Consider the following 24,044-nt stretch of genomic DNA (forward strand, 5'->3'; position numbering starts at 1 on the left):
TGAGATTCGCCCCCATGAGAGTGTCCCCCTCGCTGCTCCACCGTCGCTGGTTCCCGGTATTGCTGGTCCTGTTGATGCTGGTCGTTCCCCAGGCCCTGGCCCAGGCCGTGCCCGCCCCCCAGACCATGATCCCGTCGCCTCCCCAACTGGCGGCCAAGTCGTGGTTCCTGATGGATGCCGACAGCGGTCGGGTGCTGGTGGAGCACAACGCCGATGAGCGCCTGCCGCCGGCGAGCCTGACCAAGCTGATGACCGCCTATCTGGTCGAGCGGGAGCTGCACCGCGGCAACATCACCATGGATGACCTGGTGCAGGTCAGCGAGAATGCCTGGCGCACCGGTGGTTCCAAGATGTTCATCGAGGTCGACACCCAGGTCCCTATCCATGAGCTGCTCCACGGCATCATCATCGCCTCGGGCAACGACGCCAGTGTCGCCGTGGCCGAGCATCTCGCCGGCGGCGAGGCGCCGTTCGCCGACCTGATGAACCAGCATGCCACCCGCCTGGGGATGCACAATACCAACTACGCCAACGCCACCGGCCTGCCGCATCCCGAACAGTACTCCTCGGCCCGGGACCTGAGCCTGCTGGCCCAGCACATCATCAACGACTATCCCGAGCACTATGCCGTCTACGCGGAGAAGTACTTCACCTACAACGATATCCGCCAGCCCAACCGCAACCGCCTGCTGTGGCGCGATCCTGCCGTCGATGGCCTCAAGACGGGCTGGACCACCGAGGCGGGCTACGGCCTGGTGGCGTCGGCCAAGCGCGATGGCATGCGACTGATCTCGGCGGTGATGGGCACCGAGTCGGAAGAGTCTCGTGCCCAGGAGACCCAGAAGCTGCTCAGCTATGGCTTCCGCTACTTCGAGACCCTCAAGCTCTACGAGCAGGGGGCGGTACTCAACACCCCGCGGATCTGGGGAGGCGAGAAGAACGAGCTGCGGGTGGGCGTCGATGACGACGTGCAGATGACCGTGCCGCGGGCACGCAACGATCAGCTCACCGCACGCCTGGACATCCGTGCCGATATCGAAGCCCCCATCCAGGCCGGAGACAATGTCGGGGTGATGGAGGTTCGCCTCGGTGACGAGGTGGTCGGCGAGCGGCCGCTGGTCGCCCTGGAGAGCATCGAGGAGGGTGGTCTTTTCAAGCGCCTCTTCGACCAGGTGCGGCGCTTCTTCAGTAACTTGATCGCAGGCTGGTTCGACTGAGCGAACCTTGGTGGACGGCCTTAGGTTGAGTAGAATGGTCGGGTATTGTGTTTCTGGGGTGAACGATGAACGACAAGACCCTGCGTGACCTGCGCCGGCCCTCGACCGCCAAGCCCGGCGGTCGGCCGCCGAAGATCACCTTCCCCTGCCGCTACCCGCTCAAGGTAGTGGGCGATGCCGCCGAGGACTTCGCCGCTACCGTTTGCCAGGTGGTCAGCCGCCACGACCCGGAGTTCGACGGCAGCCGGCTCGAGGTGGTGGCGAGCCGCAATGGCCGCTTCCAGTCGGTGCGCCTGAGCATCCGCGCCACCGGCGAAGAGCAGCTCAAGGCGCTGTTCGTCGACCTCAAGGCCACCGGCCGAGTGCATATGGTGGTCTGATGCCGGCAGCCGGAGCGCTACTCCCCATCGCCGTCCACCGGCTCGGGCGGCAGCCCTACCTGCCGGTCTGGCAGGCCATGCGCGAACTCACCGATACGCGCGATGCCGCCACGGTCGACCAGTTCTGGCTAGTCGAGCATGATCCGGTGTTCACCCAGGGGCAGGCCGGCAAGCCCGAGCACCTGCTGATGCCCGGCGACATCCCGGTGGTGGCCACCGACCGCGGTGGCCAGGTGACCTACCATGGCCCGGGGCAGGTGGTGCTCTACCCGCTGCTCGACGTGCGTCGCGCGCGGGTCGGCGTGCGCGACCTGGTGACGGCGCTCGAGAAGGCGGTGATCGCCCTGCTCGACGGTTACGGCGTGGCGTCGCGGGCGCGGCCCGACGCCCCTGGCGTCTATGTGGGGGAGGCCAAGATCGCCTCCCTGGGGCTGCGTATCCGGCGCGGGGCGAGCTTCCACGGCGTGGCGTTGAACGTCGATGGCGACCTCTCGCCCTTCGAGCGCATCAACCCCTGCGGTCATGCCGGCATGGCCATGACCCGTCTGGCCGACCTGGTCGACGATTGCCCCGGCGTCGAGGCGGTAGGCGAATGCCTGGCCGAGTGTCTGGCGAAGGAGTTGGGGCGGGAGCTGGTCGACGCCGAGCGCCCGGCAGAATACTCGCGGATGCGGGTGACTGCTGAGGTGAGCGGCGCCGGGGACAGGGAGTAGCGGAGGTCTTTTTCCAGGGAAGGAAAAAGTAGCGCCCAGGGAGGGGTTCACAGCGCCTCCGCGAAAGCCTGTCGCCGGAAAGCCGCGTTCTCAGGTCTCGGGGGCCGTCGGTCACTACGCTTGCGTTCCCGGGTAGATATCGCTTCGCTGCAGCGCCCGACGGCTCCATGTCGTCGGGCGCTCGGCACTAGCCGACGTTGATGGCGTCGATGCGGTTGGGGTCCGCCGCCTGACCCGGTACCTCGGCGGGGGCGGCGAGCCCCAGGTTGTTCTTCTCGAACACCCGGTCGGCCCGGTAGCTGGAGCGTACCAGCGGGCCGGAGGGGACCTCCATGAAGCCCTTCTCGAGGCCCAGCCGGCGGTAGCGGTCGAACTCCTCCGGCGTGACCCAGCGCTCGACCGGCAGGTGGTTGCGCGTCGGGCGCAGGTACTGCCCCAGGGTCACGATGTCCACGCCGATGGCGCGCAGGTCGTCGAAGGTCGCCAGGACCTCCTCCTCGGTCTCGCCCAGGCCGAGCATCAGGCTGGTCTTGGTGATGACCTTGGGGTTGTGCCGCTTGGCATGCGCCAGGACGTCCAGGGTCTTGCGGTAGCCGGCCCGGGGATCCCGCACCCGCTCGGTGAGGCGCTCGACGGTCTCGACGTTCTGGGCGAACACCTCCAGGCCCGAATCGACGACGCGCTCGATGGCCGCCGGTTCACCGTCGAAGTCCGGGGTCAGGGCCTCGACGACCACCTCCGGCGTGTGGGTCTTGATGGCGCGGATGCAGGACGCGTAGTGTGCTGCACCGCCGTCGGGGAGGTCGTCGCGGTCCACGGAAGTCAGCACGACATAGCGCAGCCCCATGAGCTCGACCGACTTCGCCGTGTTCTCCGGCTCCTCATCGTCGAGCCAGCCCCGTGGGTTGCCGGTGTCCACGGCACAGAAACGGCAGGCCCGCGTGCAGACCGAGCCCATCAGCATGATGGTCGCGGTACCGTTGCTCCAGCATTCGCCCATGTTCGGACAGTGCGATTCGGCACAGACGGTGCTGAGCCGGTGTGTTGCGACGTTCTTCTTCACCGCATCGAAGCGCCCCCCTCCGGGGATCTGGGCACGCAACCAGTGAGGCTTGCGCTCGGTCGCGGTACTGTCCTCGACCTGCTTGCGTTGCTTGATGCCATCCTTGATCACGGCCATGCCGCGCTCGTTGCGGAATTTCTCACCGCTGGGCACTCGCTTGGAGGTGGTATCGCTCATGGGATGTTGAGCCTCTCTACTCGTCGGCTGTCGACGTCTTGAAGATGTGGTGAGGCCGCCGCGGAATGACCGCACCGGGGGCCGCCACTAAGCTGCATGCTGCGCCGAATGATACGTTGGCAGGGAGCGTAAAGGTACCACAGGAGCCGCGACCCTGGACAGGCGGGGCGCGTCGCGGGCCGCATCGCTGATCCAGGCCCTGTTCCGAAACAGGGATTAAACTGTCATTCAACCTCCGCTCGTCGTGTCGGAGAAAATGCGCTATATTGCAATGCAGCATTTCATCCACGCCAAGCCTGGAGCCCGAGATGAATTCCCTGATGCCGCCCCCCCTGACAGCTGCGCTGCCTTTCCTGGACCCGTTCGGCTTCGGACGCGCGGCCTATGACTACTGGCGCGACGTCCTGGAGCGCAGTGTCCTCTACATGGATGTCATGCGCCTGCGTGGCAACCAGTACCTCGAGCATATCGAGCAGACCAAGCCCAGCGTGCTGGGCTTCGAGACCGAGGTGCTGATGGACGGTCACACGCTGCCGCGGCCCGTGAACTACGAGCTGCTGCGTGTCATGCCGCCCGAGGGCGTCACCATCGATCCCCAGATGCGTCCCTTCGTGGTGGTCGATCCCCGTGCCGGTCATGGTCCCGGCATCGGTGGCTTCAAGCCCGACAGCGAGCTCGGCATCGCGCTGAATGCCGGTCACCCCTGCTACTTCATCGGCTTCTTGCCGTATCCGGTGCCGGGGCAGACCGTCGAGGACGTGGTCGAGGCCGAGATCGCCTTCCTGCGCCACGTCGGCGAGCGCCATGTGGAAACGTCCGAGAAACCCATGGTGGTGGGCAACTGCCAGGCCGGTTGGCAGGTCATGATGGCGGCCTCGCTCGAGCCCGACCTGTTCGGCCCCATCCTGATCGCCGGAGCCCCGCTCTCCTACTGGGCCGGCGAGCGCGGCGGCGCGCCGATGCGTTATACCGGGGGCCTGACCGGCGGCAGCTGGATGACCTCGCTGCTCGGCGACCTGGGGGCCGGGCTGTTCGACGGTGCCTTTCTGGTCCAGAACTTCGAGCGCCTGAACCCGGCGAACACCTGGTGGCGCAAGCAGTACCAGCTCTTTTCCCGGGTCGATACCGAGGCGAGTCGCTACCTGGAGTTCGAGCGCTGGTGGGGTGGGCACGTCGTGCTGGGCGGCGAGGAGATCCAGTACATCGTCGACAACCTCTTCGTCGGCAACCGGCTCTCCACCGCCCAGCTGGTGACCTCCGACGGTCGTCGCATCGACCTGCGCAACGTGCGCTCGCCGGTGGTGGTGTTCTGCTCCCGGGGCGACGACATCACCCCGCCGCCCCAGGCACTTGGCTGGGTGCGCGACCTCTACGAGGGGGTCGAGGACATCATCGCCAACGAGCAGACCATCGTCTATTGCGTCCACGACACCACCGGGCACCTGGGAATCTTCGTCTCGGGCAGCGTCTCGCGCAAGGAGCACGCCGAGTTCACTGCCAACATGGACTACATCGACGTGCTGCCGCCGGGCCTCTACGAGACCACGATCTCCTCGGCGGCCGAACGCAGCGACGCCGAGCTGATCGAGCGCGACTACCTGCTGGAGTTCACCCCGCGGACCATCGAGGAGCTCGACCAGGAGGTCCAGCACCGGCCCGAGGACGACACCCGCTTCGCCACCGTGGCGCGGATCTCGGAGATCAACCTGGGGCTGTACCGGCAGTTCCTGCAGCCCTGGGTTCGCGCCCTGGCCACGCCGGAATCGGCGAAGTGGTTGCGCCGCATGCACCCCAACCGCCTGGGCTATCGGCTGCTCTCCGATCGCAACCCCCTGATGGTGCCGGTCCCGGTGCTGGCCGAGCGGGTACGCGCCGATCGCCACCCGCTCGGGGAGGACAACCTCTTCCGGGTAATCGAGAGCATCGTCTCCGATCAGTTCACCCGCGGCCTGAACGCCTGGCGTGACCTGCGCGACAGCAGCATCGAGCGGCTGTTCCTGGACTTCTACGGCCAGCCGTTGCTGCAGGCACTGGTCGGCCTGGGCGGCGATGCCCATGTCCACCGTCGTCGCCCGGGGGCCGAGCCCGAGCACCGCCGCTTCGTCGAGCGCCGCCAGGCCGAGCTGCGGGCTCATATCGCCGAGGGCGGCAGCCACGAGGCGGTGATGCGCGCCGTGATCTACGTGCTGGGCGGGGCACCGGCCACCGACGAGCGCAACTTCAACCGCCTGCGCGCTTCCCGCGCCGAGCTGGAGCCGAGCATTCAGCTGGCCGACTTCAAGCACCTGATGCGCGAGCAGTTCTTCATTCTCAAGCTCGATCGCGAGGCGGCACTGGCGGCGATCCCGGCCCTGCTCGAGGGGCAGAGCGCCGAGCAGATCGACGAGGACCTGGCGCATATCGAGCATGTGCTGGCCGCCAGCGGCGAGCTCTCCGAACATGTCGCGGATCGCTTCGAGCGCATCAAGGCGCTGTTTGCCCGGGCACGCCCGGCCGCGCCTGCCCGGCCATCGCCGGCCCTGACGCTGGACAATGGCCCGGCCGCCTCATCGGCGAAGACCGTGCCCAAGGCGACACCCGCTCGGACGCCGGCGAGCGGTAGCGGAACGCGGGCCTCCGGCAAGGCGACCCGGGCGCGCAAGGCTGCCGACAAGCCCGAGGCCGCCGAGCCGCAGAAGCCCGAAGCCGAGGCCGCCGAGCCGCAGAAGCCCGAAGCCGAGGCCGCCGAGCCGCAGAAGCCCGAAGCCGAGGCCGCCAAGGGCAAGGAAAAAGCGGCTCCCGGCACCTCTCGCTCCCCGGAGGGGGATGGCGAGGCCTGAGCCGCCACGCCCCTGACGCGACGCCCCCGCTGGAACTTCCGGCGGGGGCGTTCGTCATTGTGTCACCGGGCCTGGCGCCTTGCCGTGGCCTGCCTCGGCGGTCTAGGGTCAGAAAGCCGCCTTGCGCCATGTGCACCGCCTGCGACTGGCGTGACGCGCGGTGCTGGGGTAGGGTAAGCGGATTTTTCACCGCCCGGGAGACGGGTGGACGGAACCGTCAGGCGCGCTGCGATGCCAGCGCGCCATGCACAATAGTGGAGCACTATGGGCAAGTCACTGGTCATCGTCGAGTCGCCGGCCAAGGCCAAGACGATCAACAAGTACCTCGGCAACGAGTTCATTGTGAAGTCGAGCGTGGGGCACATCCGTGACCTGCCGACCAGCGGCTCGGGCAAGGCGGCCTCCGACCCCAAGGAGCGTGCACGCCAGGCCGCCGCGACCCGCAAGATGTCGGCGGAAGAGAAGGCCGAGTACAGGAAGCACAAGTCCCGCGAGCAGTTGATTCGGCGCATGGGCATCGACCCCGAGCACGGCTGGAAGGCCAACTACGAGATCCTGCCGGGCAAGGAGAAGGTGGTGGCCGAGCTGCAGAAGCTCGCCGAGAAGGCCGATGCCGTCTATCTCGCCACCGACCTCGATCGCGAGGGGGAAGCCATCGCCTGGCACCTTCGCGAGACCATCGGCGGCGACGAGAGCCGCTACCGTCGGGTGGTGTTCAACGAGATCACCAGGAATGCCATCCAGGAGGCCTTCCAGGACCCCGGCAACCTGAACATCCCGCGGGTCGAGGCGCAGCAGGCGCGGCGCTTCCTCGACCGCGTCGTCGGCTTCATGCTCTCGCCGCTGCTGTGGGCCAAGATCGCCCGCGGTCTGTCCGCCGGACGGGTGCAGTCGGTGGCCATGCGGCTGATCGTCGAGCGTGAACGGGAGATCCGTGCCTTCGTCCCCGAGGAGTTCTGGGACGTCCACGCCGACCTCGTGCCGGGGGATAAGGCGGGCCGGGAGAAGGCCGAACCGGTGCGCTTCGAGCTGGTGCGCCAGGACGGCAAGGCCTTCCGTCCCACCTCCGAGGCCGAGACCCTCGAGCGCATCGCGGCGCTGAAGCAGGCGCGTCTCTCGATCACCGCCAGAGAAGACAAGCCGACCCGTTCCAAGCCCAACGCCCCCTTTATCACCTCGACGCTGCAGCAGGCGGCCAGCGGCCGTCTCGGCTTCTCGGTGAAGAAGACCATGACCCTGGCCCAGCGCCTCTACGAGGCGGGCTACATCACCTACATGCGTACCGACTCCACCAATCTCTCCAAGGATGCGGTGGCGCATGTCCGCGACTTCATCGGCAGCGAGTTCGGGCCGCGCTACCTGCCCGAGGCACCCAACCGCTACTCCAGCAAGGAGGGCGCCCAGGAGGCCCACGAGGCGATCCGCCCCTCCGAGGTCGACCGCCGGGCTGGCGACCTCGCCGGCATGGAGCGCGACGCCGAGCGCCTCTACGAGCTGATCTGGCGCCAGTTCGTCGCCTGCCAGATGACGCCGGCCGAGTACCTCTCGAGTACCCTGACCGTCGAGGCCGACGGCTACGAGCTCAGGGCCAAGGGCCGGGTGCTCAAGTTCGACGGCTACACCCGGGTAATGAAGCCGGCCGGCAAGAGCGAGGACCAGGCCCTGCCGGATCTCGCCGAGGGCACGCCGATGACCCTCGCGGCGCTCGACCCCCAGCAGCACTTCACCAAGCCGCCGGCGCGCTACACCGAGGCAAGCCTGGTCAAGGAGCTGGAGAAGCGCGGCATCGGCCGGCCCTCCACCTATGCCGCGATCATCTCCACCATCCAGGACCGCGGCTACGTCAAGCTGGAGAATCGTCGCTTCTATGCCGAGAAACTCGGCGACATCGTCACCGAGCGGCTCAAGGAGTCCTTCCCCGACCTGATGGACTACTCCTTCACGGCGCGCATGGAGGATGGCCTCGACGAGGTGGCCGAAGGCGAGCGCAACTGGCGCGAACTGCTCGATGCCTTCTACGCCGAGTTCCGCCAGGAGCTCGAGGCCGCCGAGAGCGAGGCGGGGATGCGCCCCAACCAGCCGGTGCCGACCGACATCGACTGCCCGAGCTGCGGGCGCAAGATGCAGATCCGCACCGCTTCCACCGGGGTTTTCCTGGGTTGCTCGGGTTATAACCTGCCGCCCAAGGAGCGCTGCAAGACCACCATCGACCTGCTGCCCGGCGAGGAGGCGGTGGCCGCCGACGCCGACGAGGAAGCCGAGACCGAGGCGCTGCGCGCCAAGCACCGCTGCCCCAAGTGTGGCACTGCCATGGACAGCTACCTGATCGACGAGACGCGCAAGCTGCATATCTGCGGCAACAGCCCCGACTGTGACGGCCACGAGATCGAGCAGGGCAAGTTCCGCATCAAGGGGTACGACGGCCCGACCATCGAGTGCGACAAGTGCGGCAGCGAGATGCAGCTCAAGAGTGGGCGCTTCGGCAAGTACTTCGGCTGCACCAACAGCGAGTGCAAGAACACCCGCAAGCTGCTGCGCAGTGGTGAGGTGGCCCCGCCCAAGATGGACCCCATCCCCATGCCGGAGCTGGCCTGCCAGAAGGTCGACGATCACTATGTGCTGCGCGACGGCGCCAGCGGTTTGTTCCTGGCGGCGAGCAAGTTCCCCAAGAACCGCGAGACCCGACCGCCGCTGGTGCGCGAGCTCAAGGCCCACGCCGAGGAGCTGCCCGAGAAGTACCGCTTCCTGCTCGACGCCCCCAGCGAGGACCCGGACGGCCGTCCGGCCCAGATCCGCTTCTCGCGCAAGGCCAGGGAGCAGTTCGTGATGACCGACGAGGACGGCAAGGCCACCGGCTGGAAGGCCACCTTCGACAACGGCAAGTGGCAGGTGGAGGACAAGCGCAAGTGACCCCGCGTTCGCGTACCAATCAACTGCTCTACCAGGCCGAGTTGCTGCTCGACGTCGTCCCCGGCGACGACGAGCATGCCGAGGCACGGCGCATGGCGGTGGAGGAGGCGGCCCTGGCGCTGACCGAGCTGGCGCTGCAGTCGCTGCTGCGCGAAGTCACCGAGCATGCGCTGCTCGAGCGGCACGACTGGCGCGAGCTGCTCGGCCCCGAGGGGCGCGCCATGGCCGAACTGCAGCGGCTGCGCGAGCTGGCCTCCCGGGAGGACAGCTGGCTGGCCTGGCTGCTGGCCCGGCTCGAGGCCCTGCATGGCAGCGATGGCGTGGCCCGGCGCACCAGCGGCGCCGCCCAGGGCCTGATCGCTACCGGCAGCGGGGCGGCGCTGGCCGACGAGCTGCGCTGGTGTCTGCGCGAGGCCAAGGCGGAGCTCGCGGCGCTGCGCGAGACCAGCCAGGAGTGGTGAGCCGCGTGGCGGAGGCCACCGTGGAGCGCGTCGCCATCCTCGTTGACGTGCAGAACGTCTACTACACCACGCGTCAGGTCTTCGGCCGGCACTTCGACTACAACGCCTTCTGGGCGCGCTTCGCCACCGGGCGTGAGGTGGTGGTGGCCAACGCCTATGCGGTGGAGCGCGGCGATGCGCGCCAGCGCCAGTTCCAGAACATCCTGCGCGGCATCGGTTTCTGTGTGAAGCTCAAGCCCTTCATCCAGCGCCGTGACGGCTCCGCCAAGGGCGACTGGGACGTGGGCATCACCCTGGACGCCATCGAGGTCGCGCCCCAGGTCGACCGGGTGGTGCTGGTCTCCGGTGACGGCGATTTCGACCTGCTGGTGCAGCGGCTGCGCGAGCGCCACGGTGTCGGGGTGACCGTGGTCGGCGTGGCGCGCCTCACCGCCGATTCCCTGATCCGTGCGGCCAGCGACTTCGTGCCCATCGAGGGGTCGCTGCTGCTCTAGTCTTTCAACGTCCCCCGTTGATACACGCCAGGCGCGGCCCGCGGGCGTTGGCTAGGATGTAGACGAGAGCCAACCGGTGCTGCCACTGACGAGAAGACGTGCTTCGAGGCGCGCTCCGCTGGCCTCGAGGCGGAGGTGCGGCGCCTCGCCGGGGACATGCAACGGCTCGAGGACTATTGAGGAGGACCCCATGATGGAAATCACCCTGTCTCCCAAGATGCTCGGTTACTGGACGGACGAGCAGCTACGCGAGGTGCCCAACGAGTCCGGCATCTTCTGTGTCTTCCGTGCCGGTCCCGACCCCCAGAGCGGCGAGATGGCGGTGCAGGAGCTGCTCTACATCGGCGAGCATCGCGATGTGGGCTTTCGGCTGCAGCATCACGAGGACCGTCCCAGGTGGCAGGAGTGCCTGAAGGAGGGAGAGGTCCTCTGGTATTCCGTGGGGTTGTCCGGCTACGTCAACCGCGAGCGCCTGGTGGCGGCGATGATCCATGCCCACAAGCCGCGCCTCAACCGTGAGTACCTCGATAGCTTTCCCTTCGAGGAGACCACGGTTCACCTCTATGGCAAGCGGGACAAGCTGCTCTCCATGTTCACCCTCGAGCGGAGCGACTGACCTCCCATCCCCCGGATGGCCCGGCGCGGCGTCCCGGCAGGAAGTCTCCTGTCGGGCGGGGACATGCCGATGGCGCAGGCGCCCGGCCAGAGCCAGGCCTTCCCGGCGTGTGACTCGCGCCCATAACCGGTACAATCGCGAACTTTTGCACCTCGATTGGACCCCCACGTGATCTCCACCGCCAACATCACCATGCAGTTCGGGGCCAGGCCCCTGTTCGAGAACGTCTCCATCAAGTTCGGCAACGGCCACCGCTACGGCCTGATCGGCGCCAACGGCTGTGGCAAGTCCACCTTCATGAAGATCCTGGGCGGTGACCTGGAGCCGTCGTCCGGCCAGGTGATGGTCGAGTCCGGCGCGCGCCTCGGCAAGCTGGGCCAGGACCAGTTCGCCTTTGAATCCGAGCGGGTCATCGACACCGTGATCATGGGCAACCGCGAGCTGTGGGAGGTGGCGGCCGAGCGCGAGCGCATCTACGCGCTGCCGGAGATGAGCGAGGAAGACGGCATGGCCGTGGCCGACCTGGAGGTCCGCTTCGCCGAGCTCGACGGCTACACCGCCGAGGCCCGTGCCGGCGAGCTGCTGCTGGGGCTGGGTATCCCGATCGAGCAGCACGTCGGCCCCATGAGCGAGGTAGCGCCGGGCTGGAAACTGCGCGTCCTGCTGGCCCAGGCGCTGTTCGCCGACCCCGACGTGCTGCTGCTCGACGAGCCCACCAACCATCTGGACATCAACACCATCCGCTGGCTGGAAGGGATGCTGACCGCGCGCAACAGCACCATGATCATCATTTCCCACGACCGCCACTTCCTCAACAGCGTCTGCACCCACATGGCGGACCTGGACTATGGCGAGATCCGGCTGTTCCCCGGCAACTACGACGACTACATGACTGCGGCCACCGCGGCCCGCGAGCGCCAGCACGCAGACAACGCCCGGAAGAAGGCGCAGATCGCCGAGCTGCAGGCCTTCGTCAGCCGCTTCTCGGCCAACGCCTCCAAGGCCAAGCAGGCCACCTCCCGGGCGCGGCAGATCGACAAGATCAAGCTCGAGGACATCAAGCCCTCGAGCCGTGTCAGCCCCTTCATCCGCTTCGAGCAGGGCAGGAAGATCCACCGCAATGCGGTCAACGTCGAGGCCTTGAGTCAGGGGTATCCCGGCGAGGCGCCGCTGTTCGAGGGCCTCGGCATGACCGTGGAGGCCGGCGAACGCATCGCCATCATCGGCCCCAATGGCATCGGCAAGACCACGCTGCTCAGGACACTGGCCGGCGAGCTGCACCCCCTGGCCGGGGCGGTGCGCTGGACCGACAGTGCCGAGCTCGGCGTCTTCGCCCAGGATCACGCCGACGACTTCGCCAACGACGCCACCCTGTTCGAGTGGATGGCCCAGTGGACCGACGGCGGCGAGCAGGTGATCCGTGGCGCCCTGGGACGGATGCTGTTCTCCAGCGACGACATCGGCAAGTCGGTGAAGGTGATCTCCGGCGGCGAGCAGGGCCGCATGCTGTTCGGCAAGCTGTCGCTGACCCGCCCCAACGTGCTGCTGATGGACGAGCCCACCAACCACCTGGACATGGAGTCCATCGAGGCGCTCAACCTGGCTCTCGAGCACTACCCCGGCACCCTGATCTTCGTCAGCCACGACCGCGAGTTCGTCTCCTCGCTGGCCACCCGGATCCTCGACATGAGCGATGCCGGCATCACCGACTTCAGCGGCAGCTACGACGACTACCTGAGAAGCCAGGGCCTCTACGGCTGAGGAACCGCCGGGCGTCATGGCGATGGTGATTGGCCGGCACCGCGCTGCGTTGAGGGAGAACACCTGGCAGGGGGAGGGCGGAGTGCGTTATAACGGCATCAATTTCCGTTTCGTTCGGCTCGGTCACGCTTGGCCGTCCGACCTGTCCTTCAACGCTGTCGAGAACCACCCGATGACCCCCTTGTCTCGCCGCCGCTTCACCCTGATGGCGCTGAGCGCTCCGTTCACGCTGCTGGGGGCGGATATCGCCCGGGCCGACCTGATCGAGACCATGCTGTCCCGTGCCCATCTGCCGGAGTACCCCGACGAACTCTGGGTGCTGGTCGACGACCGCGACGCCACCCTGACCGTCTATCGTGGCAATGCCCAACTCGAGCGCTTCGCCCCGATCTCCCTGGGTCGTGGCGGGGCCAGGACCCAGCGGACGAGAGGCGATAACGCGACCCCGCTCGGTGAATTCCGCGTCAACCGTTTCAACCGCGAGAGCGACTGGCACATCTTCATCGGCATCGATTACCCGACGCCCTCCCATGCGCGCATGGCGCTGGAGTCGGGGATCTACACCCAGCAGGATTACGACGACTATTTCGACTACTATCGCCGTCGCGGCCATCCCCCGCAGCAGACGGCCCTGGGGGGGTTCATCGGCATCCACGGAATCGGCAAGGGTGACCCCGACATCCATAGCCGTTTTCACTGGACTCAGGGCTGTGTGGCGGTGACCGATGCCCAGATCGAGCGGCTGGCGGAGTTGATCGACATTGGCACTCGCGTCGTGATCCGCTAGGCTTTACATGCGCAAGGGACGTTCCTAGCTATGGACAAGCGCCGTTGTGTATAATAAAACAGCGTTTGACTCCTGTGCTTCGCAGCAGAAGTCGCTGCAAGAAAATCCTGCATGAGCAGGAAGCCTGATCTCAGGCATCACCAACGCACTACCCAAGGAAGACTCAAGGAGAACACCATGACTCTGAAGACCACCCTGAAGCTGACCGCCGCTGCTGCCTCCCTGGCCATCCTGGCCGGCTGTGCTTCCAACAGCGCTCTGGAAGAAGTGCGTCAGACTGCCGAGGCCGCCCAGGCCGACGCCGCTGAAGCTCGTAGCATTGCCACCCAGGCCCAGAACACTGCCAACCAGGCGCAGCGTGACGCCCGGGCGGCTCTGCAGATGTCCGAGCAGAACCGTGAGGAAATGAACCGCATGTTCCAGCGCTCCATGCAGAAGTAATTCTGTCGGAGTGCCGCCTCCATCCATGGATGGAGGCGGTTCTGTAGTACGAGAAAACCCCGCCTCGGCGGGGTTTTCTGTTGCTGTCCTGTCGGTCTCGGGGCGAAACCTGCCCGGCCGTGGTCAGTTCGGCTGGTCGACCAGGGCCGTGATCTCCAGTTCCTGGAACAGCCCATCGGCCTCCTCGAGCGATGGGGCAGCGGGCGTGGGCTCCTCCTCGGCCTCGCGCAGCAGGGAGACGACGCTGCCGTCGGGGCTCTCCACCACGCCGCGCAGCATGGCGTAGTCGATCGGGGGCTGCTCCTCGCCGAAGGCGCGGGTCACCACCTCGATGGCGTTGAGAAACGGCTCGAAACTGCCCTCGTTCTCCTCCAGTTGCGGGAAGGACTGGACGTAGAGCTCGCCATCCTCCGACCAGCCGGCCTTGAAGGGCTGGTCGACGATGTTCACCTTGGTACCGCTCGGCACCCGCTCGTAGAGCGACTCGATGTCCTCGGGGAACATGCGAATGCAGCCGCGGCTGGCGCGCATGCCGACGCCGTCGGGCTTGTTGGTACCGTGGATCAGGTAGCTCGGCAGGCCGAGCAGGATGGCATGACGGCCCAAGGGGTTGTCCGGGCCCGGGGGCACCACGCTGGGCACCGGCTCCCCCCGGGCCGCCGCCTCCTCGCGCATGGAGCGCGGCGGCGACCAGGCCGGGTCCTCGACCTTGACGGTGGTCTTCGTCACGCCCACCGGCGTGGCGAAGCCGTCACGGCCCACGCTGATCGGGTAGGTCTCGACCACGTCCTCGCCCGAGTAGTAGTAGAGCCGCAACTCGGAGAGGTTGATCACGATGCCCTCGCGAGGGGCGTCGGGCAGGATATGGCGGTTCGGAATGACCACCTCGGTACCGGCGAAGGGCGCCCAGAGGCTGACATCCGGGTTGGCCATGCGGATCGCCTCGTACCCCACGTTGTGCTCGCGGGCGAGGTCGATCAGGGTGTCGCCTTCCTCGACCGAGACGGTATAGGCCTCGCCGATCACGTTGCCGGTCTCGGGCAGCGGATAGTGGCCGCGCACCGGCTCCGCCTCCTCGGCGAGGGCGGCGCTGGGGATCATGGTGGCAACCAGGGCGGCGGTCAGGCCCAGGGTCAGGAGGCCCATCGCCGAGTGGCTGGCCAGTCTTGAAGGTTTCATCGACGTCATTATCTCGTAGTGCTGTCGTCCGGGCGGACGGCCAAGTGTCCGTTGCCGGTCATGACGGTTGTCACGACACGCCGGTGTCCTTGCCGGCAGTGTCAGGGATCAGGCTGCGATGTTCCGCTTGGCTAACAATATAGAATGCCCTATGGCGCAGCGGTTCGCCACGGGAAAATCTCGTTCAGGCCGCCTCGGCCTTGCGGTTGAGGGCCTCGAGCAGTTGCTCCACCGCCTGGAAGCGCGCCTCTGCCTTCTCCATGTTCGCCTCGAAGCGCAGGGTGTCGGCGCCATCGAGGCGGTAGCGGTCGGGCGAGCCCTGGATCAGCTCGACCAGGGTCAGGGGGTCGACCCGGGTCTGGCCGCCGAAGATCACCCGGCCCTTCTCCGGCCCCGCCTCGAGGCGCACGATGCCGAGTTTCTCGGCGCGCTGGCGCAGTCGCGTCTGGCGCAGCAGGGTCTTCACCGGGACCGGCAACAGGCCGAAGCGGTCGACCATCTCCACCTGCAGCTCCTTGAGTTCGGCCTCGTTCGCGGCGCTCGCGATGCGCTTGTACATCACCAGGCGCTGCTGCACGTCGTGCAGGTAGTCATCGGGAATCAGTGCCGGCAGGTTCAGGCCGATCTCGACGCCCTCGTCGAGGGGCGCCTCGATGTTGGGGGTCTTGCCGGCGCGAATCGCCTTCACCGCCCGGTCGAGCATCTCCATGTAGAGCCCGTAGCCGATGGCCTCCATCTGTCCGCTCTGCTCCTCGCCGAGCAGTTCGCCCGCGCCGCGGATCTCCATGTCGTGGCTGGCCAGGGTGAAGCCCGCGCCGAGCTCCTCGGCCCCGGCGATGGCCTCCAGGCGCTTGACGGCATCCCGGGTCATGGCCCGCGGCGGCGGCGCCAGCAGGTAGGCGTAGGCCTGGTGGTGGCTGCGCCCGACCCGGCCACGCAGCTGGTGCAGCTGGGCCAGGCCGAACTTGTCGGCGCGCTCGATGACGATGGTGTTGGCGCTGGGCACGTCGATGCCGGTCTCGATGATGGTGGAGCAGACCAGCACGTTGAAGCGCTTGTGGTAGAAGTCCGACATCACCCGCTCCAGTGCCCGCTCGGGCAGCTGACCGTGGGCGACCCCGACCCGCGCCTCGGGCACCAGTTCGCGTACCTTGTCGGCGGCGGTCTCGATGGTCTTGACCTCGTTGTGCAGGAAGTAGACCTGGCCGCCGCGCAGGATCTCGCGCAGCAGGGCCTCCTTGATCACCGCCTCGTCGCGCTGCTGGACGAAGGTCTTCACCGACAGGCGCCGGGCGGGCGGCGTGGCGATGATCGAGAGGTCCCGGATGCCGCTCATGGCCATGTTCAGGGTCCGCGGGATCGGCGTGGCGGTCATGGTCAGGATGTCCACCTCCGCCCGCAGGCTCTTGAGGCGCTCCTTCTGGGCCACCCCGAAGCGGTGCTCCTCGTCGATGACCAGCAGGCCCATGTTGGGCAGCTTCATCGACTTCGACAGCAGCTTGTGGGTGCCGATGACGATGTCCGCCTGGCCGCCCTCGATGCGCTTGAGGGAGGCGGCCTGCCCCTTGCCCTCGGTGAAGCGGGAGATCAGCTCGATGTTCACCGCGGTGTCGGCGAAACGGTCGCGGAAGTTCTCGAAGTGTTGACGGGCGAGCAGGGTGGTGGGTACCAGCACCACCACCTGGCGACCCGAGTGCACGGCGAGGAAGGCGGCGCGCATGGCGACCTCGGTCTTGCCGAAGCCCACATCGCCGCACACCACCCGGTCCATGGGCCGCGGCGCGGTCATGTCCCCGAGCACGGCGGTGATGGCGGCGCGCTGGTCCGGCGTCTCCTCGAAGGGGAAATTGGCCGCGAAGCGGGCGTACTCGATATCCGGCGGCGCACAGGCGAAGCCCTCGCGGGCCTCGCGGCGGGCGTAGATATCGAGCAGCTCGGCGGCGGTGTCGCGGATCTTCTCGGCGGCGCGGCGCCGCGCCTTGTCCCACTGGTCGGAGCCGAGCCGGTGCAGCGGGGCCAGCTCGTCGTCGACCCCGGCGTAGCGGGAGATCAGGTGCAGGCTGTCGACGGGCACGTAGAGGCGGGCGCCGTCGGCATACTCCAGGGAGACGAACTCGGCGGCCTGGCCGCCGGCCTGGAGGGTCTCGAGTCCCTGGTAGCGCCCCACCCCGTGGGCCTGGTGCACCACCGGGGCGCCCGGGCGCAGCTCGGAGAGGTGGCGGATCGCCAGTTCGTTGTCGTCGGTGGCCTTCTCGCGCCGGCGGCTCTGGCGCACCACCTCGCCGAACAGCTCGGTCTCGCTGATCACGGCAAGATCCGGCGCGGTCAGCCACAGGCCGGCGTCGATCTCGCCCTCGGTGATCGCCAGGCGCGTCTCGCCCGCGAGGAAGGCGTCGAAGCCCTCTACATGGGGCAGGGCCAGGTGCAGCGGGGCCAGGGTCTCCTCCATCGCCTCGCGTCGCCCGCGTGACTCGGCGACGAACAGCACCCGGCTGTCGCCATGCTCGGCGAGGAAGGTCTCGAGGGCGGCGAGCGGCTGCCTGGCCCGGGCGTCGACCGCCACAGTGGGCGCCGCCTTCGCCCGGGGCAGGTGGGCATGGCGATGGTCGGCGTCGTCGGTCAGCGCCACCCGCGGGTGGCGCTTGATGGCGCCGAACACCTCGGCCACCGGGACGAAGGCGCGATGGGGGGGCAGTAGCGGTCGGGTGGGGTCGACGCCGAGGTTCTCGAAACGGCTCTCGATGGACGCCCAGTGGTGTTCGGCGGCCTCGCGAACGCCGGGCAGCAGGGCCACCCGGGTGCCCTCGGCCAGGTGCTCGAACAGGGTCGCCGTCCGTTCGAAGAACAGCGGCAGGTACTGCTCCAGGCCGGGGGAGGGGATGCCCTTGAGGGCGTCCACGTAGAGCGGGCACTGGCGCGGGTCGACGTCGAACAGGGTCTCGAAGCCCTCGCGGAAGCAGGCGATGGCCGAGCGCGACAGCGAGTACTCGTGGGCCGGCAGCAGCTCGACGCGCTCGACCTTGTCCTGGCTGCGCTGGCTGTCCGGGTCGAAGCGACGCAGGGTGTCGACCTCGTCGTCGAACAGGTCGATGCGCAGCGGGGTCTCGCTGCCCATGGGGAAGAGATCGATCAGGGCGCCACGCAGGGCGTATTCGCCGGGTTCGAAGACGGTCTCCACGGCGCGGTAGCCGGCCCGGGACAGGCTCTCGCGAAAGCCTTCCCGGTCGAGGTGCATGCCCACCTCCAGGGTCAGCACCCGCCCGGCGATGTACTCCACCGGCGGCAGCCGCTGCATCAGGGTGTTGATCGGCACCAGCACGATGCCGTGCTCGCCGTCCTGCAGCAGGCGCAGGGTCCGCAACCGGGCCGAGACGATGTCCTGGTGGGGCGAGAAGCTGTCGTAGGGCAGGGTCTCCCAGTCGGGAAAGGGCAGTACCGGCAGCCGGGCGTAGAAGCGCAGGTCGTTCTCCAGGCGCTGGGCCTGGGCGGTGTCGGCGGTGATCACCAGCAGCGGCGCATCGCTGGCCAGTCGGGCCAGGGCGAGGGCGCTGGCGCTGCCGGGGGGCGTCTGCCAGTAGAGGGTGTCGCGCAGGCCCTGTGGCCTCGGGGGGTCGAGCGGCGAGAAGGTCGGCATGGTCTCTTCGGCTGGGTGGCGGTGAGGCACGAACCCCTCCCGCAGTGGTTTCAGCTGGATTCCGGGACCATCATACCAGCCCCATGACGCGCGCTTGTAGTCAAACGCCGTTTCCTGTAATCCCCCTACAGCGGCTGCGACCATACTGCGATTGCCCCGGGCGGACGGCCCCCCGATAATGATGGCGACCCCCTTACACCATCAGAGAGGCTTCCCGTGAGTCAGCAACCCCTCGATACCGTCTTCCAGGCATGGCATGACAACCAGGCGACCGCCGAGCAGATGATCCCGCTGATCGGCAGCCTCTACCGTCGCAACAACGTAGTCACGACCCTCTACGGGCGCTCGTTGTTCAACCGCTCGGTGATCCGCATCCTGAAGGACCATCGCTATGTGCGGAAGATCGAGGGGACCGAACTCTCCGTGCAGGACACCTTCCCGCTGGTCCAGGCGATGACCCAGCTCAACCTGGGCCCGGCCCACGTCGACGTGGGCAAGCTGGGCGTGGCCTTCAAGAAGCGCGGCGGCGGTGACGCCCTGGCCTTCCTGCGCGAGGAACTCGCCGAGATCGTCGATGCCCACGACCCCAACGGCAGCAACGGCGAGCCCAAGGACGTGGTGCTCTACGGCTTCGGCCGCATCGGGCGCATCCTGGCCCGGGTGCTGGTCGAGAAGGCCGGTGGCGGCAACCTGCTGCGCCTGAGGGCCATCGTCGTGCGGGGCCGCGGCGACATCGCCAAGGACCTCGAGAAGCGGGCGAGCCTGCTGCGCCGCGACTCCGTGCACGGCCCCTTCGACGGCACCATCCAGGTCGACCCCGAGGCGCGCACCATCACCGCCAACGGCAACGTCATCCAGGTGATCTACGCCGATTCGCCGACCGACGTGGACTACACCGCCTATGGTATCGACAACGCCGTGGTGGTGGACAACACCGGTATCTGGCGCGACGAGGCGGGCCTGGGCCAGCACCTGCAGTGCAAGGGCGTCGCCAAGGCGCTGCTGACCGCCCCGGGCAAGGGCGATGTCAAGAACATCGTCTTCGGCATCAACGATGGCGACATCAGCCAGGACGATCGCATCCTGTCGGCGGCGTCCTGTACCACCAACGCCATCGTGCCAGTGCTCAAGGCGCTCAACGACGAGTACGGCATCGCCAACGGCCATGTGGAGACGGTGCACGCCTACACCAACGACCAGAACTTGATCGACAACTATCACAAGGGCGATCGCCGCGGCCGCAGCGCGCCGCTCAACATGGTGCTCACCGAGACCGGCGCCGCCAAGGCCGTAGCCAAGGCGTTGCCGGAGCTCTCCGGCAAGTTGACCGGCAACGCCATTCGCGTGCCGACGCCCAACGTCTCCATGGCGATCCTCAACCTGACCCTGGAGAAGGAGACCGACGCCGAGGCGCTCAACGACTACCTGCGTCGCATGTCGATCGATTCGGCCTACCAGAAGCAGATCGACTACGTCGACTCGCCCGAGGTGGTCTCCTCGGACTTCGTCGGCAACCGCCATGCCGGCATCGTCGATGCCAAGGCTACCATCGCCAACGGCAAGCATGCCGTGCTCTACGTCTGGTACGACAACGAGTTCGGCTACAGCTGCCAGGTCGTGCGCATCCTGCAGCACGTCTCCAACGTGAAATTCCTCAAGCTGCCCCGCTCCCGGTCGTAAGTCCTGACCGCGCCGCCCCCTCGAGCGAAGGGGCGGCGTGCTGTCTCGGGCGCTCCTGCCTCCCGCCGAACCGCCTGTTCGTCGTCGATTTCAACGAAAATTCCACAGTCTGCGACAATTTTTCACTTGCCTCCGGGCATCGTCTGCGACCTTCAGGCAGGTGGTCATCACCCAGCCTTGTCTTTATAATACCGAGGATTTTTCGGGGTGGTCCGAGCTTGCCTCGGGCCTGACTGGTAACGTACTGACACCACAAGAATTCGATTCCATTCGAACCCCTTTCCTTCGTATATCCGATCCATCAACTGGGCGAGACTATGATCGAAGTCAAGAAAGGCCTGGATCTCCCCATCACGGGGGCGCCCGAGCAGCGCATCGAGGATGCGCGCCCGGTACGTCACGTGGCGATCCTGGGTACCGACTACGTCGGCATGAAGCCGACCATGGAGGTCCGGGAGGGGGATAGAGTCAAGCTGGGCCAGCTGCTCTTCACCGACAAGAAGATCGAAGGCGTGCGCTTCACCGCGCCTGCCGCTGGCGAGATCGTGGCAATCAACCGTGGCGAGAAGCGCAAGCTGCTGTCGGTGGTGATCAAGGTCGACGAGAACGAGGAGGCGGTCGAGTTCGCCGCCCATGGCCGTGACAAGCTCGAGGGCCTGGAGCGCCAGGCCGTGGTCGACCAGCTGGTTGAGTCCGGCCTGTGGACCGCGCTGCGCACCCGTCCGTACTCGCGCACCCCGGCCCTCGACGGCGTGCCGGCGGACATCTTCGTCACCGCCGTCGACACCCATCCACTGTGCGCCGACCCGGCCGAGATCATCAACGAGCAGCCGCAGGCCTTCGAGGACGGCCTCAAGGTCCTGGCCCGCTTGACCGAGGGCAAGGTCTATCTGTGCACCGCTCCCGGTGCCCGCATTCCGGGCGGCGACGTCAAGGGGGTCCAGGTCGAGACCTTCGGCGGTGTGCATCCGGCCGGTCTGGTGGGCACCCATATCCACTACCTCTCGCCGGTCGCGCTGCACAAGCGTGTCTGGCATATCGGCTATCAGGACGTGATCGCCTTCGGCAAGCTCTTCGCCGAAGGCAAGCTGGACATGAACCGGGTCGTCGCCGTGGGGGGGCCGCGCGCCGAAAAGCCACGCCTGCTGCGTACCCGCATCGGCGCCAGCACCGAAGAACTGCTGGCCGGTGAGGTGATCGACCCCGATGGCACCCGCGTCATCTCCGGCTCGGTCTTCTCGGGCTTTACCTGCGAGGGCAGCCTGCGCTACCTGGGGCGCTTCCACAGCCAGTTCAGCCTGCTGGAAGAGGGCAACAAGCGCGTCTTCATGGGCTGGATGTCGCTTGGCGCCCACCGCCACTCGGTCCTGGGGATCTACCTGTCGAAGTTCACCGGCCTCAAGCACTATGCGCCGACCACCTCGACCAACGGTTCCGAGCGGGCCATGGTGCCGGTGGGGACCTACGAGGAGGTGATGCCGCTGGACATCCTGCCCACCCAGCTGCTGCGCTCGCTGATCGTCGGTGACATCGAGACGGCCATGCAACTCGGGTGTCTGGAACTGGATGAAGAGGACCTGGCCCTGTGCACCTATGTGTGCCCCGGCAAGTACGAATACGGTCCCATCCTGCGCGACAATCTCACCATGATCGAGAAAGAGGCCTGATGATGGCGATCCGACAGACACTCGACAATCTCGAGCCGCACTTCCACAAGGGCGGCAAGTACGAGAAGTTCTACCCGCTCTTCGAGGCGGTAGACACCATCTTCTACTCGCCGCCCAACGTGGCCAAGACCACCGCCCACGTGCGTGATGGCATCGACCTCAAGCGCATCATGATCACCGTGTGGCTGTGCACCTTCCCGGCCATGCTGTTCGGCATGTGGGCCGCCGGCTGGCAGTCCAACATGGCCATCGCCGACGGCTACGCCTCCATGGACGGCTGGCGCGAGGCGATCATGATGATCCTCGCCAGCGGCCACGACCCCGACAGCCTGTGGGCCAACTTCGTGCTCGGCGCGACCTACTTCCTGCCCATCTACCTGGTGACCTTCGTGGTGGGTGGTTTCTGGGAGGTGCTGTTCGCCGTCAAGCGCGGCCATGAGGTCAACGAGGGCTTCTTCGTCACCTCCGTGCTCTATGCCCTGATCCTGCCGGCCACCATCCCGCTGTGGCAGGTGGCGCTCGGTATCACCTTCGGTGTGGTGATCGGCAAGGAGATCTTCGGCGGCACCGGCAAGAACTTCCTCAACCCGGCGCTGACCGGTCGTGCCTTCCTCTACTTCGCCTACCCGGCCCAGATCTCCGGTGACGCAGTGTGGGTGGCGGCCGACGGCTTCACCGGCGCGACGCCGCTCTCCATCGCCTTCCAGGAGAACATGGCCGCCCTGACCAGCCAGTACAGCTGGTGGGACGCCTTCATCGGCTTCATTCCCGGCTCGATGGGCGAGGTGTCGACGCTCGCCATCCTGATCGGTGCGGCGGTGCTGCTGTGGACCAAGATCGCCTCCTGGCGAATCATGTTGGGGACCTTCCTCGGCATGGTGGCGACCAGTGCGCTGTTCAACCTGGTCGGCTCCGACAGCAATCCGATGTTCGCCATGCCCTGGTACTGGCACCTGGTAATCGGCGGCTTCGCCTTCGGCATGGTGTTCATGGCCACCGACCCGGTGTCCGCCTCGATGACCAACCCGGGCCGCCTGATCTTCGGTGTGGTGATCGGCGTGATGACCGTGCTGATCCGTGTGGTCAACCCGGCATTCCCCGAAGGCATCATGCTGGCGATCCTGTTCGCCAACCTGTTCGCCCCGCTCATCGACCACTTCTTTGTACAGGCCAACATCAAGCGCCGCATGCAGCGCACCGGTGTGCCGGCCGAGGAGACTGCCTGATGGCACAGAGCAATAACTCCATCAAGAAGATCCTGGGGGTGGCGTTCGCACTCTGCATCGTGTGTTCGGTCATCGTCTCCACCGCGGCGGTGGCGCTGCGCCCCCTGCAGCAGCTCAACCAGGAGCTCGACCGCAAGACCAACATCCTCAGCGTGGCCAACCTCTACGAGCCGGGCATGGACGTGAATGCGGTGTTCGAGTCGGCCGTCATCCCGCGGGTGGTGGACATGCGCACCGGCGAGTACACCGACGAGTTCGACGCGGCCACCTACGACGGCTTCGAGGCACGCCGTGACCCGGCCGCCTCGCGTACCCTGTCCGGGGAGCGCGATCCCGCCGGCCTGACCCGCGTGGAGAACTACACCACCGTCTATCTGGTGGGTGACGAGGAGGATCCCGAGCAGATCATCCTGCCGATCCGTGGCCAGGGCCTGTGGGGGCTGATGCGTGGCTTCCTGTCCGTAGAGGGTGACGGCAACACCATCGTCGGCATCACCTACTACGAGCACAGCGAGACGCCCGGACTGGGAGCCGAGGTCAACAACCCGCGCTGGCAGGCCCAGTGGGAAGGCAAGCAGATCTTCGAGGCTGAGGGTGACCCGGTCCCGGCCATCCGGGTCGCCAAGGGCAGCGGCAGCAGCGAGCATGAGGTCGATGGCCTCTCCGGTGCCACCCTGACCAGCAACGGCGTCACCAACATGCTGCAGTTCTGGCTGAGCCCGGAAGGTTTCGGCGAGTACCTGGCGAAATTCCGCAGTGGCATCGAGCAGGAAGACGCTCGGGACGCCGATGTCGAACTCGAAGCTGAAGGAGCCTGAT

At 67.0% G+C, this 24,044-nt stretch carries 18 protein-coding genes; 15 read left to right on the top strand and 3 right to left on the bottom strand.

Annotated elements, in window-relative coordinates:
• Positions 1-14: 14 nt before the first annotated feature.
• The 3 genes from CR157_RS12185 (at position 15) to lipB (ending at position 2,310) form a co-directional block, all read left to right on the top strand.
• Positions 15-1,217: a D-alanyl-D-alanine carboxypeptidase family protein gene (locus CR157_RS12185; RefSeq protein WP_110284024.1), complete on the top strand. Its 1,203-nt coding sequence runs from the start codon at positions 15-17 to the stop codon at positions 1,215-1,217.
• Positions 1,218-1,282: 65 nt separating this feature from the next.
• A complete protein-coding gene (locus CR157_RS12190; protein WP_110283800.1) occupies positions 1,283-1,597 on the top strand; it encodes an HP0495 family protein in 315 nt (104 codons plus the stop codon).
• Positions 1,597-2,310, top strand: a complete 714-nt coding sequence (lipB, locus tag CR157_RS12195) for a lipoyl(octanoyl) transferase LipB (RefSeq protein WP_110283801.1) — start codon at positions 1,597-1,599, stop codon at positions 2,308-2,310. The genes CR157_RS12190 and lipB overlap by 1 nt, the downstream gene beginning before the upstream one ends.
• Before the next feature lie 187 nt (positions 2,311-2,497).
• Here the strand turns inward: lipB and lipA are convergent, their stop codons facing one another.
• On the bottom strand, positions 2,498-3,550 hold the full coding sequence (gene lipA / locus CR157_RS12200) for a lipoyl synthase (RefSeq protein ID WP_110283802.1): 1,053 nt from the start codon (positions 3,548-3,550) through the stop codon (positions 2,498-2,500).
• Positions 3,551-3,858: 308 nt separating this feature from the next.
• On the opposite strand from lipA, the gene CR157_RS12205 reads away from it, so the two are divergent.
• The 8 genes from CR157_RS12205 (at position 3,859) to CR157_RS12245 (ending at position 13,839) form a co-directional block, all read left to right on the top strand.
• Positions 3,859-6,369, top strand: coding sequence for a DUF3141 domain-containing protein (locus CR157_RS12205; RefSeq protein WP_110283803.1), 2,511 nt, complete (start codon positions 3,859-3,861; stop codon positions 6,367-6,369).
• 264 nt (positions 6,370-6,633) lie between these two features.
• Entirely contained in the window at positions 6,634-9,279 is a 2,646-nt protein-coding gene (gene topA / locus CR157_RS12210) for a type I DNA topoisomerase (protein WP_110283804.1), read from the top strand.
• Complete coding sequence (locus CR157_RS12215) at positions 9,276-9,740, top strand: DUF6586 family protein (RefSeq protein ID WP_110283805.1); 465 nt, start codon at positions 9,276-9,278, stop codon at positions 9,738-9,740. The genes topA and CR157_RS12215 overlap by 4 nt, the downstream gene beginning before the upstream one ends.
• 20 nt (positions 9,741-9,760) lie before the next feature.
• Positions 9,761-10,234: a LabA-like NYN domain-containing protein gene (locus CR157_RS12220; protein WP_110284025.1), complete on the top strand. Its 474-nt coding sequence runs from the start codon at positions 9,761-9,763 to the stop codon at positions 10,232-10,234.
• Between the two features lie 190 nt (positions 10,235-10,424).
• On the top strand, positions 10,425-10,850 hold the full coding sequence (locus CR157_RS12230) for a hypothetical protein (protein WP_110283806.1): 426 nt from the start codon (positions 10,425-10,427) through the stop codon (positions 10,848-10,850).
• Positions 10,851-11,018: 168 nt separating this feature from the next.
• Positions 11,019-12,611 carry an ABC-F family ATPase gene (locus tag CR157_RS12235; protein WP_110283807.1) on the top strand — a complete coding sequence of 531 codons (1,593 nt, stop codon included), beginning with the start codon at positions 11,019-11,021 and terminating at the stop codon, positions 12,609-12,611.
• Positions 12,612-12,783: 172 nt separating this feature from the next.
• Positions 12,784-13,398: a L,D-transpeptidase family protein gene (locus CR157_RS12240; RefSeq protein ID WP_110284026.1), complete on the top strand. Its 615-nt coding sequence runs from the start codon at positions 12,784-12,786 to the stop codon at positions 13,396-13,398.
• Between the two features lie 177 nt (positions 13,399-13,575).
• Entirely contained in the window at positions 13,576-13,839 is a 264-nt protein-coding gene (locus CR157_RS12245) for an Lpp/OprI family alanine-zipper lipoprotein (RefSeq protein WP_110283808.1), read from the top strand.
• Between the two features lie 123 nt (positions 13,840-13,962).
• Here the strand turns inward: CR157_RS12245 and CR157_RS12250 are convergent, their stop codons facing one another.
• Both CR157_RS12250 and mfd read right to left on the bottom strand, forming a co-directional pair.
• The gene (locus CR157_RS12250; protein WP_181422047.1) at positions 13,963-15,018 is read right to left on the bottom strand and encodes a L,D-transpeptidase family protein; all 1,056 of its coding nucleotides are present in this window, start codon (positions 15,016-15,018) and stop codon (positions 13,963-13,965) included.
• Positions 15,019-15,202: 184 nt separating this feature from the next.
• Positions 15,203-18,652: a transcription-repair coupling factor gene (gene mfd / locus CR157_RS12255; protein ID WP_110283810.1), complete on the bottom strand. Its 3,450-nt coding sequence runs from the start codon at positions 18,650-18,652 to the stop codon at positions 15,203-15,205.
• A 216-nt stretch (positions 18,653-18,868) separates the two neighbouring features.
• On the opposite strand from mfd, the gene CR157_RS12260 reads away from it, so the two are divergent.
• The 4 genes from CR157_RS12260 (at position 18,869) to CR157_RS12275 (ending at position 24,043) form a co-directional block, all read left to right on the top strand.
• Positions 18,869-20,332 carry a glyceraldehyde-3-phosphate dehydrogenase gene (locus CR157_RS12260; RefSeq protein WP_110283811.1) on the top strand — a complete coding sequence of 488 codons (1,464 nt, stop codon included), beginning with the start codon at positions 18,869-18,871 and terminating at the stop codon, positions 20,330-20,332.
• 317 nt (positions 20,333-20,649) lie between these two features.
• Positions 20,650-21,999, top strand: a complete 1,350-nt coding sequence (locus CR157_RS12265) for a Na(+)-translocating NADH-quinone reductase subunit A (RefSeq protein WP_110283812.1) — start codon at positions 20,650-20,652, stop codon at positions 21,997-21,999.
• The gene (locus CR157_RS12270) at positions 21,999-23,225 is read left to right on the top strand and encodes an NADH:ubiquinone reductase (Na(+)-transporting) subunit B (protein WP_110283813.1); all 1,227 of its coding nucleotides are present in this window, start codon (positions 21,999-22,001) and stop codon (positions 23,223-23,225) included. The genes CR157_RS12265 and CR157_RS12270 overlap by 1 nt, the downstream gene beginning before the upstream one ends.
• Positions 23,225-24,043: a Na(+)-translocating NADH-quinone reductase subunit C gene (locus CR157_RS12275; RefSeq protein WP_110283814.1), complete on the top strand. Its 819-nt coding sequence runs from the start codon at positions 23,225-23,227 to the stop codon at positions 24,041-24,043. Before CR157_RS12270 ends, CR157_RS12275 begins: the two co-directional genes overlap by 1 nt.
• Position 24,044: the final 1 nt, after the last annotated feature.

Source organism: Halomonas sp. LBP4 (assembly GCF_003202205.1).
In the GTDB taxonomy this organism is placed as follows: Bacteria; Pseudomonadota; Gammaproteobacteria; order Pseudomonadales; family Halomonadaceae; genus Halomonas; species Halomonas flagellata.

What these genes read in the sequence shown, in the direction of transcription:
- CR157_RS12185 (WP_110284024.1), top strand. Translation starts at nt 15, where the DNA reads ATGAGAGTGTCCCCCTCGCTGCTCCACCGTCGCTGGTTCCCGGTATTG.
- CR157_RS12190 (WP_110283800.1), top strand. Translation starts at nt 1,283, where the DNA reads ATGAACGACAAGACCCTGCGTGACCTGCGCCGGCCCTCGACCGCCAAG.
- lipB (WP_110283801.1), top strand. Translation starts at nt 1,597, where the DNA reads ATGCCGGCAGCCGGAGCGCTACTCCCCATCGCCGTCCACCGGCTCGGG.
- lipA (WP_110283802.1), bottom strand. Translation starts at nt 3,550, where the DNA reads ATGAGCGATACCACCTCCAAGCGAGTGCCCAGCGGTGAGAAATTCCGC.
- CR157_RS12205 (WP_110283803.1), top strand. Translation starts at nt 3,859, where the DNA reads ATGAATTCCCTGATGCCGCCCCCCCTGACAGCTGCGCTGCCTTTCCTG.
- topA (WP_110283804.1), top strand. Translation starts at nt 6,634, where the DNA reads ATGGGCAAGTCACTGGTCATCGTCGAGTCGCCGGCCAAGGCCAAGACG.
- CR157_RS12230 (WP_110283806.1), top strand. Translation starts at nt 10,425, where the DNA reads ATGATGGAAATCACCCTGTCTCCCAAGATGCTCGGTTACTGGACGGAC.
- CR157_RS12240 (WP_110284026.1), top strand. Translation starts at nt 12,784, where the DNA reads ATGACCCCCTTGTCTCGCCGCCGCTTCACCCTGATGGCGCTGAGCGCT.
- CR157_RS12245 (WP_110283808.1), top strand. Translation starts at nt 13,576, where the DNA reads ATGACTCTGAAGACCACCCTGAAGCTGACCGCCGCTGCTGCCTCCCTG.
- CR157_RS12250 (WP_181422047.1), bottom strand. Translation starts at nt 15,018, where the DNA reads ATGAAACCTTCAAGACTGGCCAGCCACTCGGCGATGGGCCTCCTGACC.
- mfd (WP_110283810.1), bottom strand. Translation starts at nt 18,652, where the DNA reads ATGCCGACCTTCTCGCCGCTCGACCCCCCGAGGCCACAGGGCCTGCGC.
- CR157_RS12265 (WP_110283812.1), top strand. Translation starts at nt 20,650, where the DNA reads ATGATCGAAGTCAAGAAAGGCCTGGATCTCCCCATCACGGGGGCGCCC.
- CR157_RS12270 (WP_110283813.1), top strand. Translation starts at nt 21,999, where the DNA reads ATGATGGCGATCCGACAGACACTCGACAATCTCGAGCCGCACTTCCAC.
- CR157_RS12275 (WP_110283814.1), top strand. Translation starts at nt 23,225, where the DNA reads ATGGCACAGAGCAATAACTCCATCAAGAAGATCCTGGGGGTGGCGTTC.